This is a genomic window from Nocardia sp. NPDC023852, assembly GCF_040639505.1.
Classification (GTDB): Bacteria; Actinomycetota; Actinomycetes; order Mycobacteriales; family Mycobacteriaceae; genus Nocardia.
On the sequence record NZ_JBFAAB010000001.1, the window covers coordinates 750,118 to 762,630 of the forward strand.

At 68.2% G+C, this 12,513-nt stretch carries 13 protein-coding genes; 7 read left to right on the plus strand and 6 right to left on the minus strand.

What is annotated here, in order from left to right; translation table 11 throughout:
• The first annotated feature begins 121 nt into the window (after positions 1-121).
• Both AB0H00_RS03400 and AB0H00_RS03405 read left to right on the plus strand, forming a co-directional pair.
• Positions 122-1,534: an AarF/ABC1/UbiB kinase family protein gene (locus AB0H00_RS03400; protein ID WP_357260028.1), complete on the plus strand. Its 1,413-nt coding sequence runs from the start codon at positions 122-124 to the stop codon at positions 1,532-1,534.
• A gap of 36 nt (positions 1,535-1,570) precedes the next feature.
• Positions 1,571-2,821: a saccharopine dehydrogenase NADP-binding domain-containing protein gene (locus tag AB0H00_RS03405; RefSeq protein WP_357260031.1), complete on the plus strand. Its 1,251-nt coding sequence runs from the start codon at positions 1,571-1,573 to the stop codon at positions 2,819-2,821.
• A 111-nt stretch (positions 2,822-2,932) separates the two neighbouring features.
• On the opposite strand, the gene AB0H00_RS03410 is transcribed toward AB0H00_RS03405, so the two are convergent.
• Positions 2,933-3,649, minus strand: a complete 717-nt coding sequence (locus AB0H00_RS03410) for a DUF2993 domain-containing protein (RefSeq protein WP_357260034.1) — start codon at positions 3,647-3,649, stop codon at positions 2,933-2,935.
• A 99-nt stretch (positions 3,650-3,748) separates the two neighbouring features.
• Here AB0H00_RS03410 and AB0H00_RS03415 point away from each other — a divergent pair, with 99 nt between their 5' ends.
• A complete protein-coding gene (locus AB0H00_RS03415) occupies positions 3,749-4,357 on the plus strand; it encodes a hypothetical protein (protein WP_357260037.1) in 609 nt (202 codons plus the stop codon).
• A gap of 12 nt (positions 4,358-4,369) precedes the next feature.
• Here the strand turns inward: AB0H00_RS03415 and AB0H00_RS03420 are convergent, their stop codons facing one another.
• From AB0H00_RS03420 to AB0H00_RS03430, 3 genes are all read right to left on the minus strand, one after another.
• Entirely contained in the window at positions 4,370-5,176 is an 807-nt protein-coding gene (locus AB0H00_RS03420; protein WP_357260040.1) for a class I SAM-dependent methyltransferase, read from the minus strand.
• Positions 5,146-5,667 (minus strand): DUF2505 domain-containing protein, encoded by a 522-nt coding sequence (locus AB0H00_RS03425; protein ID WP_357260043.1) that lies wholly within the window; start codon positions 5,665-5,667, stop codon positions 5,146-5,148. The genes AB0H00_RS03420 and AB0H00_RS03425 overlap by 31 nt, the downstream gene beginning before the upstream one ends.
• A gap of 126 nt (positions 5,668-5,793) precedes the next feature.
• Positions 5,794-6,279 carry a DUF2505 domain-containing protein gene (locus AB0H00_RS03430; RefSeq protein WP_357260046.1) on the minus strand — a complete coding sequence of 162 codons (486 nt, stop codon included), beginning with the start codon at positions 6,277-6,279 and terminating at the stop codon, positions 5,794-5,796.
• A 78-nt stretch (positions 6,280-6,357) separates the two neighbouring features.
• Here AB0H00_RS03430 and AB0H00_RS03435 point away from each other — a divergent pair, with 78 nt between their 5' ends.
• Both AB0H00_RS03435 and AB0H00_RS03440 read left to right on the plus strand, forming a co-directional pair.
• Positions 6,358-7,398 (plus strand): UDP-N-acetylmuramate dehydrogenase, encoded by a 1,041-nt coding sequence (locus AB0H00_RS03435; protein WP_357260430.1) that lies wholly within the window; start codon positions 6,358-6,360, stop codon positions 7,396-7,398.
• Positions 7,399-7,483: 85 nt separating this feature from the next.
• A complete protein-coding gene (locus AB0H00_RS03440; protein ID WP_357260433.1) occupies positions 7,484-8,704 on the plus strand; it encodes an Ig-like domain-containing protein in 1,221 nt (406 codons plus the stop codon).
• 81 nt (positions 8,705-8,785) lie between these two features.
• On the opposite strand, the gene mscL is transcribed toward AB0H00_RS03440, so the two are convergent.
• Both mscL and AB0H00_RS03450 read right to left on the minus strand, forming a co-directional pair.
• Positions 8,786-9,229, minus strand: coding sequence for a large conductance mechanosensitive channel protein MscL (gene mscL, locus AB0H00_RS03445; RefSeq protein ID WP_357260435.1), 444 nt, complete (start codon positions 9,227-9,229; stop codon positions 8,786-8,788).
• A 141-nt stretch (positions 9,230-9,370) separates the two neighbouring features.
• Positions 9,371-10,105: an SDR family NAD(P)-dependent oxidoreductase gene (locus AB0H00_RS03450; protein WP_357260048.1), complete on the minus strand. Its 735-nt coding sequence runs from the start codon at positions 10,103-10,105 to the stop codon at positions 9,371-9,373.
• 71 nt (positions 10,106-10,176) lie between these two features.
• Between AB0H00_RS03450 and AB0H00_RS03455 the strand changes: the two genes are divergently transcribed.
• Together AB0H00_RS03455 and mshA are read left to right on the plus strand one after the other, a co-directional pair.
• Positions 10,177-10,998: an alpha/beta hydrolase gene (locus tag AB0H00_RS03455; RefSeq protein ID WP_357260051.1), complete on the plus strand. Its 822-nt coding sequence runs from the start codon at positions 10,177-10,179 to the stop codon at positions 10,996-10,998.
• A gap of 73 nt (positions 10,999-11,071) precedes the next feature.
• Entirely contained in the window at positions 11,072-12,508 is a 1,437-nt protein-coding gene (gene mshA, locus AB0H00_RS03460) for a D-inositol-3-phosphate glycosyltransferase (RefSeq protein WP_357260054.1), read from the plus strand.
• Positions 12,509-12,513: the final 5 nt, after the last annotated feature.

Consider the following 12,513-nt stretch of genomic DNA (forward strand, 5'->3'; position numbering starts at 1 on the left):
GCCTGCGCGTCCGTCGCTCCGAGCTGTATCGGATGGCGGTCTGCGCGGGACGCTACGTGGTTACGCAAGCTACCGCCTGCGCGTCCGTCGCTCCGACCGCAGCACCAACGGAGGTACCTCGATGGCGAAGCAAGTACCGACCTCTCGGCTTGCTCGTGGCACCAAGCTGGGTGCGGTCGCAGCTGGTTCGGTCCTTCGCGCGCAACGCGCGCGGCTGACCATGCGGGGCAGATCAGAGGCCGTCCGGGCGAAAATGGCCGAGGAATCCATGCTTCGCACCATCGAGCAGGTGGTCATGGTGCTTGGCACCATGAAGGGTGTGGCGATGAAGCTCGGGCAGATGATGTCGGTGCTCGATCTCGATCTTGTTCCCGAGGATCACCGGGAGCGATTCCAGAAGCGGCTGGCCGTGCTGCGCAACGCGGCGCCGACGGTCGCATTCGAAGCCATGCGCCAAGTGATCGAGGAGGACTTGGGCAGACCGCTGGAGGCGGTGTTCACCGAGTTCGAATCCGAACCGGTCGCTGCCGCCTCGATCGGTCAGGTATATCGGGCGCGGCTGCACGACGGCAGACAGGTCGCGGTGAAGGTGCAGTACCCGGGCATCGACGTCGCGGTACGCGCGGATCTGAAGAACCTCGCTATGTTCCGACGCGTGTTGCAGTCCGCGATGCCGTGGGTGACGCCCGCCGTGCTGGAGGAACTACGGCTGAATATGGAGAGTGAACTCGACTACCTGGCCGAGGCCGCCACCCAGCTACAGATCGCCGAGCTGTACGCCGGCCATCCGTTCATCGTGGTGCCGCGTTCGCTGACGGAACTCAGCACCGCACGGGTACTGGTCGCCGAGTATGTGGAGGGCAAGGGCTTCGAGGAGATCCGGCAGCTGCCCGCCGCCGAACGCAACCGGATCGGCGAGATCATCTACCGGTTCTACGTCGGTTCACTGTTCACGTTCAATGAGTTCTGTGGCGACCCGCATCCGGGAAATGTCCTGCTAGCCGCGGACGGCCGGGTCGGCTTCCTGGATTTCGGGTTGTTCAACCGAATGGATCCCGAGCACGTGCGGTTCGAGCTGATCTGCCTGTGCGCCGCGGCGGAGGACCGCGCCGAAGACCTGCGGCGGTTGATGATCGAGCGCGGTGTGATCGATTCTCCGCAGGAGATCGGCGCCGAGGAGTGCCTGGAGTATGTGCTCGCCGCCTCGGAGTGGTGTCTGATCGACGAGGAGCTGACGATCACGCCGGAGCTGGCCAGCGGCGCGTTCCTGCTCGCGGTGGACCCCAGGGCCAGCGAGTTCGCCGGCATGAAACAGCAGAACCTGCCGCCGGAGCATTTGTTCTCCCGCCGTGCCGACTTCCTGACCTTCGGCATGCTCGGTCAGCTCGGGTGCACAGCGAACTGGCATCGCATCTGCAGGGAATGGCTCTACGACGAGCCGCCGGTCACCGAACTCGGCGTGGCGCAGCACGCCTGGCTGGCCGACCATCCGCCCGTCGCGCCGAAACAGCCGCGGAAGAAGACCACAAAGTAGCCGCCTTCAGGCGACACGACCGCAGAACGGAAGACTATGGCAGACACTCGGGAATTCGACCTCGTCCTGTTCGGCGCGACCGGTTTCGTCGGCGCGCTCACCGCCGAGTACCTCACCGGCGCCGCGCCGGAATCCGCGCGCATCGCGCTGGCGGGCAGGTCGCTGGACAAGCTCACCGCAGTCCGTGCCGAACTCGGCCCGAAGGCCGCCGACTGGGGTCTGGTGGTGGCCGACTCGACGGACCGAACCGCGCTCGATGAGCTGGCCGCACGCACCAAGGTCGTCGTCACCACCGTCGGCCCCTATCTGCGCTACGGAATCCCGCTGGTCGCGGCATGCGCAAAGGCCGGGACCCATTACGCCGACCTCACCGGTGAGCCGCTGTTCATCCGCGACGCCATCGACGGCTATCACGAGCAGGCTGTCGAGACCGGCGCCAAGATCGTGAATTCCTGTGGCTACGACTCGATTCCGTCCGACCTCAGTGTCTACCAGCTCTACCGACGCTCCATCGACGACAACACCGGCGAACTCACCGACACCACGCTGGTGGCCTCGCTCAAGGGCGGGGTCAGCGGCGGCACCATCGATTCCGGTCGCGCCATGATGGAGGCCATCGCGGCCGACCCGGCCAAGGGCTCGGTGCTGTCGCACCCGTATTCGCTGAGCCCGGACAAGTCGATGGATCCGGATGTGGGCCGCCAGTCCGATCAGGCGCTCTCGCGGGCGAACGTCATCGACCCGAGCCTCGACGGCTGGGTGAGCACCTTCGTCATGGCCGCGCACAATACCAAGATCGTGCGCCGCACCAACGGGCTGCTCGGGTGGGTATATGGCAAGAACTTCCGCTACCGCGAGGTGATGAGCGCGGGGAAGTCGCGGGTGGCGCCGTTGGTGGCGGCGGGCATGGCGGGCGGCATCGTGGCGACGATGACGGCGGGCGCACTGCTTTCGCGAGCCTCCGCGGGCCGCAAGCTGCTCGACCGGGTGCTGCCCAAGCCGGGCACCGGGCCGAGTGAAGAGGAACGCAACAGCGGCTGGTTCAGCATGAAGACGTTCGCGCACACCACCTCGGGCGCCAAGTACGTGGCAACCTTCTCCGGCAGTGGCGACCCGGGGTACCGGGCCACCGCGGTGCTGCTCGGCCAGAGCGGTCTGTGCCTGGCATTCGACACCGACAGCCAACCCGCCCTCGCGGGCATCCTGACTCCGGCCGCCGCGATGGGTGACGCACTCACTGACCGGCTCCGCGCAGCAGGAATGACCATCACGGTCGAACGCGCCTGAGGGTTGCCCCACGCCACCGAGTGGCACCACCTCCGGGCGGGTCTTACCCGCACTCGGTCCGCCGCAGCGGTGTGCCACTCCTCGGACGCGCGATGTGTTTGCGGGACTGGTTCAGCACCGCACGTCGGAGTTGTTGTCGGCAGCCGGCAGCTCGGTGCGCCCGCCCGCGAGCTTGACGGCGATGCCGGAGTCGGTGACCTCTACCTCGGTCGGTTGCAGGCCGAGCGGGTAACTCTGCAGGCTCTGGGTGAACACGTCGACGATGCCCTGGACCAGATCGGCGGGCACACCCACGCCGAGCAGCTCCGCCGACATCGTCTCCACCTGCACCACCCCGTTCTGGATCTGCGGCTTCACCTGGAGTTCGGCTAGCCCGCCGAGCACCTTCAGGCTGATCGTGCCCGTGCTCGCCGAGGAACTCACGCCACTGACCAGGCCGCCGAGCGTCTCCCGGATGCCCTCGTTGTTCCAGGTGACATCGGCCGAGGAACTGTTGATCACGCCGCCGCCTCGGGCGACATCGACGTCGCGGAAGACGGCGTGGACCACCATCCCGACCGCGGGGCCGAATTTGGTGTCGGCGCTGTTCACCCGCACCGAGGGCACCTTGCCGTCGATCCAGGTGATCAGCATCGGCTTGGGGCCGAAGCGCACGTCGATCTTCGACCCCATCTCCTTCTCGAATTGCGAGCTGATGCACCGCGAGACCATGTGCCTGGCGTATACCTCGCCGCCGACCAGCACCGTGGCGAGCAGAGTCGCTACCACGATCAGCGCGATCAGCAGGGCCCGCCGGTTGATCGTCATCTTGGACGGAGAGTTCGTCATGGCCCCGATTCTTCACGACCTTTCTGTGCCGCCTCTGTGGGCGCGTTGAGGTGTTCGAATGTGATATGTGACACAGAAATCGGGCGTAGCCTGGTGCGCATGGCTGGCGATGCGGCGGCCCGCGTGACCGAATCCGCGGAGCAGGGATGGCGGGTTCTGCGGCGATGGGCGGGTCGGCACGCCGGTTTCTTCACCACCAGGCAGGTGCTACGCACCGGGTGCGCGGCGCGGGTACGTGTCGGTCTGGGCGACGGGTCGGTGACCAGGGCCGGGGTGGGTCTGCTGCGGCTGGCCGGCTGGCCCGACGGTCCGCTCGACGAATACGCGATGTGGGCGGCCTGGTTCGACGGGGGCGCGGCCGTCACCCATCAGAGTGCGGCGGAACTGCACGGCCTCGGGCGGCTGCGCCCGAGGTTCTTGCACCTGTCGGTGCGGGCGGGTCGCCTGCCCGTGGCGCCGCGGCTGGTGGTCCTGCGCCGCTCGCTGGTCGGCGCCGACGTGGAATCGGCGGGGCCGTTCCTGGTGGCAACCCCCTTGCGCACGGTGCTCGATCTGGCGGAAGCCGATATCGCGCAGGCCGCGCTGGACGAGGTGGTCGCTGACGCGGTCGCCATCCACCGTTGTGCCGGCGAGGAGATCCGGGAGGCCGGGACGCGGCTGCCGCCGCGCGCGGCGACGAGGCTGTATCGGGCGCTCGCGGTGGCGTGAAGGTCTGTCGCGTCAGCCGGTGGCGGTTGGTTCCACGGCCCACCACGGCACCGAGAGCACGTTGTCGCGCAGGCGGCGGCGGTAGCGGCGAACCGGGAAACCCTCCGCATGCAAGAACTCCGCGGCCGCACGCCAGCGGACCCGCGGACCGAAGGGTGCCAGCGGCGCGGCCCTGGCCCACGCGCGGTCCGCGGCGGCCAGCAGGGTGTGCACCGGCTCGCCAGGAACGTTGCGGTGGATCAGCACCTTCGGAAGACGTTCGGCGATGTCGGAGGGTCGCTCGACTGTGAACGGGTCCCAGGCCAGCGTGAGCGAGCGCGGGCCTGCGCGGTCCAGCAGGACCCACGCGCAGCGGCGACCGAGTTCGTCGCAGGTGCCGTCGACCAGCAGGCCGTCCGGTGCCAGCCCGGAGCGGATCGTCGACCAGGCGTCCGGCACGGCCGCTTCCGGATACTGGCGCAGCACGTTGAACGCGCGCACCAAAACCGGTCGCAGCCCGGCCAATTCGAATCCGCCACGTGCGAAGGCGACGCCGTCGCGGCTGGGCACCACCCGCTGCGGGTCGATCTCCAGCCCGACCACTCGCACGTCGGCGCGGACCCTCTGCAGCCGCGCGGCCAGCTCGAACGTGGTCCACGGGCTCGCGCCGTAACCGAGGTCGACCACCAGCGGATCTGCCGTGTCGCGAAGCCGGGTGGTGACCAGCTCGTCGTGGATCAGCCAGCGGTCGCTGCGGCGCAGCCGGTTGACTCCGGTGGTGCCGCGGGTGATGGTGCCGACCGGTTTGGTCAGCTGGTGGGGTGGCGTTCTTCCAGCCACTGAACGGTGAACTCGGCCTCGGCGCGGAACAGGTCGACCAGGTTGACCAGGATCAGCTGCTCCAAACGCGGGCCGACCATCGGGATGAACACCTTCGCCTCCGAGGAGAAACGCATGGTGCAACCGGTTTCGGTGGGGAAAAGACGGATCGTGCCGGTAAGGCTGCCCGGCCCAGCCGGAATGGACGCCGAATACTTGCCGGTGATCTCGTCCGGTCCGTACGGACCGTAGGTCTCCTTGCGGGTGATCACCATGTCCTTGCGCATGACCGTCTGCGCGATCTCGGGCAGCATGTCGCGGGGCAGGATGTGATGCAGTTCGAGCTCGATGCCGCCGTCGCCCGGCTCCAACCTGACAACCTCGTTGCCGGGCGAGTACTTCCGCATCTCCATCATCCGCGCGTCCCAGTAGTCGCGGTTCGACAGCGCCGCGTACAGCTCTTTTGTGGTGTGCAGCGGGTAGCGGGCTGAATAGTCCAGTCGGCGTGCCATGAGCTCACACGTTACTGGGTGCGGTAGCGGATACTTCTACGCGAGTGTGGCGCCACCCGGTCGGGCGGCCCGGCCGCGGGAACGGCGGACGAGCCGGCCGCCGGGCGGACGCTCACTCGGCCGGAATCAGTGCGACGCGAGCCAGTTGTTGGTGAATTCTTCCTCGTTCTTCAGCAGCTCGGTTAGGTGCTCGGCGATCGCGTTCTCGATCTTGCCGCCGAACAGCGGGATCTTCACCTCGATGGTGCCGTTGGTCGTGGCGGTAGCGCCGGAGCCGTCGGCGGCCAGCGTGATGGTGCCGCGCACCTCGGCGGGCGCGCCCTCGACGCGGGCCTCGAAGGTGGCCGAGTCGCCGGTCCAGTGCTCGATGCGCGGAATGATCAGGTCGCCGGGGCGCACCGCGGTGATCGCGGCAGGCAGCAGCTCGGCGGCGATGGCCTGCACCAGCTCGGCACGCACCTGGTCACCGCTGACCGTGACCGACTCCAGCCGGGCATTGGGCCCGCCGACCTCCGCGACGCGGTCCTTCCAGTACTGATCGTTCGCGAAGGCCGCGCGCACGGCGGCGAGGGAATGCGAGTAGCGGGCCGTGTACGCGAGCGGTGTAGCCATGGTCGGACACGCTACCGTCTGGCTGTGCGAACTTCACGGGTGGTGCTCTCGGATCTCCTCGCCGACACCGGTGCGCGGCTGCGCGACTCGGTGCGGCTCGCGGAGCTGACCACGCTGCGGGTGGGCGGGCCCGCGACCATTGCCGAATGCGCGACGACCGAAGCGCTGATCGCGACGGTGCGCGCGCTCGACGCGGCGGGTGTCCCCGTGCTGCTGCTGGCCGGTGGCTCCAATCTCCTCATCGGCGACGACGGCTTCGACGGCGTGGTGGTCCGGGTAGTGACGACCAGGATCGAGATCGGCGCAGACGGTGTGATCGCCGAGGCGGGGGCGAACTGGGACGAGGTGGTGCGTGCGACGGTCGCCGCGGGATTCGGCGGACTGGAGTGCCTGTCCGGCATCCCCGGTTCGGCGGGTGCGACGCCGGTGCAGAATGTGGGCGCCTACGGGGCCGAGGTCGCGCACCTGCTGCGCCGCGTGCGCCTCCTGGACCGGGCCGACGGCGAGATCCGCTGGGTAGCTCCGGAAGAGCTCGGATTCGGCTACCGCACCAGTGTGCTGAAGCACCGCGACGACGCCGTGGTGCTCGCGGTGGATTTCGGGCTGCGCACCGACGGATCGAGCGTGCCACTGCGTTACGGCGAGCTCGCCGCCACCCTCGGTGCTGCCGACGGCGAGTCCTGGCCTGCGGCGCAGGTGCGGGATGCGGTGCTGCGACTGCGCGCAGGCAAGGGGATGGTGCTCGACCCCGTCGACCACGACACCTGGAGTGCGGGCTCGTTCTTCACCAACCCAATCGTCGCCGCGGACCGGGTGGCGCAGGTACGGGCCGCGATCGCCGCCCATGTGGGTGACGTCACGGTGCCGACTTACCCGGCTCGGAACGGGGTCAAGTTCTCCGCGGGCTGGCTGATCGAGCGAGCTGGTTTCGCGAAGGGCTTCCCCGGTGCCGACGCACCCGCTCGGCTGTCGACAAAACATTCGCTGGCCCTGACCAATCGCGGCGGCGCCAGTGCCGCCGATCTGGTGGCGCTGGCCAGGACCGTGCGCGACGGTGTCGCCGAGCGGTTCGGTATCCGGCTGGAGCCGGAACCGGTCACGGTCGGCATCACGCTGTAGCTCGGGGTGCAACGGACGCCACATCCTTCGGTAGCCGGTCCGGCAGCGCGCCACGCGTAGATTCGAAGAAGTGAGCAACCGTTCCATGATTCTCCGACCGGTTGCCGCGGTGTCGGTTGTGCTCCTCGTGGTTGTCGCCTTGGTAGCCGGATGCGCGATCGACCGCGGCGGCGAGTCGGCTCGCGGCGCCGGTCCGATCGCCAAGACGACGTTGGCCCCCGCCGACGACACCGAGAACGTCAACCCGACCGCGCCGGTCTCGGTGACGGTCAGTGACGGCACGATCGACCAGGTCGCGCTGACCAATGCCGCGGGCAAGCAGGTCAGCGGCCAACTGGCGGCGGACCGGCACAGCTACACGATCACCGAGCCGCTCGGCTACGACGCCACCTACACCTGGTCGGGCACCGCTGTTGGGACCGATGGCAAGCCGATCCCGATCGACGGCTCGTTCCGTACGCTCGCGCCGAAGAATACGATTCCCGCGACCGTCAACATCGGGGACAACCAAGAGGTCGGCATCGCGGCGCCGATCATTGTGCAGTTCAAGACGTCGGTGCAGAACAAGGCCGCCGTGGAGAAGGCGCTCACCATCACCACCGACCCGCCGACCGAGGGCGCGTGGGCCTGGTTCCCGGACGACAACGGCTCGCGGCTGCACTGGCGTCCGAGGAACTATTGGGCGCCGGGCACCACGGTGCATGTCTCGGCGAAGCTCTACGGGCTCGACCTGGGCAACGGCAATTACGGGTATTCCGATCTGACCTCGGACTTCCGCATCGGGCGCAGCCAGATCGTGAAGGCAACCGCCCCGAGTCACCGCATGCAGGTGGTCCGCGACGGAAAGACGGTTTTCGATTTCGCGGTCAGCTATGGCGAGGGCAACGAGCCGCGCAATGTCACCAGGTCCGGCGTCCACGTGGTCACCGAGAAATATGAAGACTTCATGATGTCGAATCCGCCGTTCTATACCAACGTGCGCGAGCGCTGGGCCGTCCGCATTTCCAACAACGGCGAATTCATTCACGCCAATCCGGAATCGCTGTCGGCGCAGGGTTCGGCGAACGTCACCAACGGCTGTATCAATCTGTCGCCCGGTGATGCCCAGGCCTTCTTCCCGACGGCGCTCTACGGTGACCCGGTCGAGGTGACCGGCACCTCGATCCCGCTTTCGGCCGCCGACGGAGACCTCTACGACTGGACCATCGACTGGAACACCTGGAAGAGCATGTCGGCCCTGCAGGGCCAGCCGTCGGCCGTCGTGTCGGCGACTCCGGTGCCGCCCCAGCCGGCGGGCGGTCGCTGACGGCCCGACCGGGCGTGGGGATGTCCGCTGGAGCATCGACCAGCGCAGGTCGGCCCGGCGCCGGTGAGCTCGGCTGATGCGCTAGCGGACGTTCGAGTCCTTCTCTTCGATCCGGCGGTCGGCGGCACGTTCGGCGCGCACCGCTTCGTGGCGTTCGGCGAGCAGGTCGCGGATCTCGATCAACAGCTCGGTCTCGGTCGGCTCGGCCGCCTTGGTGGTGCCGAAGCGGTTCTTGATCGTCTTCATCGGCAGGATCAGCACGAAATAGAGCACGGCGGCGACCATGACGAAGTCGATGGCCGCCGTGATGATCGGGCCGATGGCGATGAAAGTGGCCGGTTTGTCGGAAATCAGCTGAACGCCGAGGCCGAGTTCGTTCGTGCTACCGAACACCGCGAGCAGGGGATTGACGATCCCTTTCGTCACCGAGGTGACGATTGAGGTGAACGCGGTACCCATGACGACAGCGACCGCGAGATCGAGGACGTTCCCGCGCATCAGGAACTCTTTGAATCCCTTGAACATAAGCCGAACAGCTCCCATCCGATGTACTTCGCTTGGCACGCATCGGATGCTAATGGGTGGTGCCGATCAGCGAAGCCTCAGCAACTGGCGATCGAACATCGCACCAATATCGGGCAATTCGCTTCAGCTATAACTCTCGGGCTAGCTGCGGCGAGCGAATCGGCCCGCCTCCGCTTGGTCGCGCGGCTTGATGATGATCTGGTCCAGATTGACGTGCGGAGGCCGCGACGCGACGAAGCCGATGACCTCCGCGATGTCCTGCGCGACCAGCGGGTCGATACCTTCGTACACCTTCGCCGCGCGTTCGTCGTCACCACCGAAGCGGACCAGCGAGAACTCGGTTTCCACTGCGCCGGGGGCGATTTCGGTCAGACGCACCGGCTGGCCGAGCAACTCGCCGCGTAGCGTGCGGTGCAGCACGGCTTGGGCGTGCTTGGCGGAGGTGTAGCCGGAGCCGTTGTCGTAAGCGGTGAACGCGGCCACCGACGTGACCGTGACGATCAGCCCGTCGCCGGAGGCGATCAGCTTGGGCAGCAGGGCTTTCGTGACGCGCAGCGTGCCGAGCACGTTGGTCTCCCACATCCAGCGCCAGTCGTCCAGGTCGGCCTCGGCGACCGTGGCGAGGCCTTTGGCGCCGCCCGCATTGTTGACCAGCACGTCGGCGCGCTCGACCGCCTCGGTGAACGCCCGCACCGACTCGTCCGAGGTGACGTCGAGTGCCAATGCGGTGCCACCGATTTCGTCGGCGAGGCGCTGCAGGCGGTCCAGCCTGCGCGCGCCGATGTAGACGTGGTAGCCCTGTTCGGCCAGCTCCCGGGCGGTGGCCTCGCCGATGCCCGAGCTGGCCCCGGTGACGACGGCGGTGCGAGTACTCATGATCCGATCTTAGGTGCGGGGTGTTTGCCGGGCTCGACGCTGTCGCCGGGATCACCGCTAGCCTGAGTGCCATGGCTCTTCGGGACGCGCTCAGTGCGGACGGCACGAACATCGTCTACCGGGCCGGCGGCCCGGCCGACGCCCGGCCACTGGTGCTGTTGCACGGCTGGTCGGCGAATCTGCGCTGCTGGGGCTCCGCCGCCGACGACCTCGCCGCGCGGTTCCGGGTGATTGCGGTCGATCTGCGCGGCCACGGCTACTCCGACGTGCCCGCTGTGGGATATGACGATCCGAAGAACTGGGCCGGCGACGTCGCGGCGGTGCTGGCGGCCGAGGGCATCGAGTCGGGAGCCGTGCTGCTCGGCTGGTCCTATGGCGGCATCGTGCTATCGGACTATCTGACCGCCTATGGCACCGGGGCCGTCGCGGGCGTCGTCTACACCGGCTCGATGGCGAATATCGGTCGTGATGTGCCCGGGGCGGCGACCGGCATCGCCATGGAGCAGGCGATACCCGGCGTTTTCGAGGAGAGCGCGGGCCGTGCGGTGCGCGCGTTCGGGGCGTTCGGTAATGCGAACACCGGGCCGGGTGCGGACAAGGGCGTCGACGCGCAGCGACTGTTCGGCGCCAGCCTTGCCACACCGCCCGCGGTGCGCAAGGCACTGTTCTATCGGACCGTCGACAACACCGAAACGCTCCGCGCGCTGGATATTCCGGTGCTGGTCCTGCACGGCACCGCGGACCCGGTCGTCCCGATCGAGAACGGCCGCTACATCGCCGAGGCGGTCCCGGATGCGCGGGCGTCGTTCTGGGAAGGCGCGCAGCACGGGCTGTTCATCGAGGACCGGCCTCGGTTCGTCGCCGAGGTGAGCGAGTTCGCCGAGAGTTTGTGATCGGGGTCGGACCTCTGTGATAGCTCTCACTCGGTGCGGCCGGGTCTCTGAGTCCCGCGATCCAACGTGCACTATGGAGAGTGTGAGTCAGCGCCTGGACCTACGGCCGAACCGTATCGCCGTGCTATCGGTGCACACCTCACCACTCGCCCAGCCGGGGACCGGCGACGCGGGCGGCATGAACGTGTACGTGTTGCAAACCGCGCTTCAGCTGGCCCGACGCGGCACCGAGGTCGAGATCTTCACCCGGGCCACCACCTCGAACATCCCGCCCGTCCAGGAGGCGGCGCCAGGTGTGCTCGTGCGCAATGTGGTGGCCGGCCCGTTCGAGGGGCTGGACAAACACGACCTGCCCACCCAGCTGTGCCCGTTCACCGCGGAGGTGCTGCGTCAGGAGGCCAGGCACCTGCCCGGGTACTACGACCTCGTGCACTCGCACTACTGGTTGTCCGGCCAAGTCGGCTGGCTGGCCAGGGACCGCTGGCGGGTGCCGCTGGTGCACACCGCGCACACGCTGGCGGCGGTGAAGAACGCCGCGCTCGCCGAGGGCGACTGTCCGGAACCCGCGACCCGCGAGATCGGCGAGAAGCAGGTGATCGCGGAGGCCGATCGTCTGGTCGCCAACACCGCCGAGGAAGCCCGGCAGCTGATCGAGCTCTACGGTGCCGCAGCCGACCGGATCGACGTCGTGCCGCCGGGCGCGGACCTGACGCGCTACCGCCCAGGTGACAAGGCCGCCGCTCGCGCGGTGCTCGGGCTGAGCGCCGACGAGCAGATCGTCGCGTTCGTCGGCCGGATTCAACCGCTGAAGGCTCCGGATGTGCTGGTGCGCGCTGCCGCCGAGGTGCTACGTGCCGACCCGGAACGCAAGCTGCGTGTGCTCATCGTCGGTGGTCCGTCGGGCACCGGGCTCGAGCGGCCCGACGCGCTGATGGAGCTGGCCGCCGGCCTGGGCATCGCCGAGCAGGTCACCTTCCTGCCGCCGCAGCCGCCGGACCGGCTGGTGCTGGTGTACCGTGCCGCCGACCTGGTCGCGGTCCCCAGCTACAACGAATCCTTCGGCTTGGTCGCGATCGAGGCCCAGGCCAGCGGAACCCCGGTGCTCGCAGCCGACGTCGGTGGTCTCGGCACTGCCGTGCGGCACGAGGAATCCGGGCTGCTCGTCCCCGGACATCGCACACCGGACTGGGCGAACGCTCTCGGTTACCTGCTCGGCGAACCCGATCGGCTGCACCGGATGAGCGTGCGCGCCGTCGAGCACGCCGCGAACTTCTCCTGGGCGCACACCGCCGACGGGCTGCTCACCAGCTATTCTGCGGCAATGTCCAGGCTTCCCGGCGATCGCGCCGTATTCGGCCACGCGCACAGTGTTCTGCGGGACGACGGGCAAGATTGCCTGCCCGGCGAACGTGCTGGCCTCAGCGGAGAACGGATGGCCGCCCTGATCGGCGAGAGCAGTCAAGCCAGATCGCGGGCGCTGTGGCGGCGCCGGACGGGGATACGCCGGTGAACGAG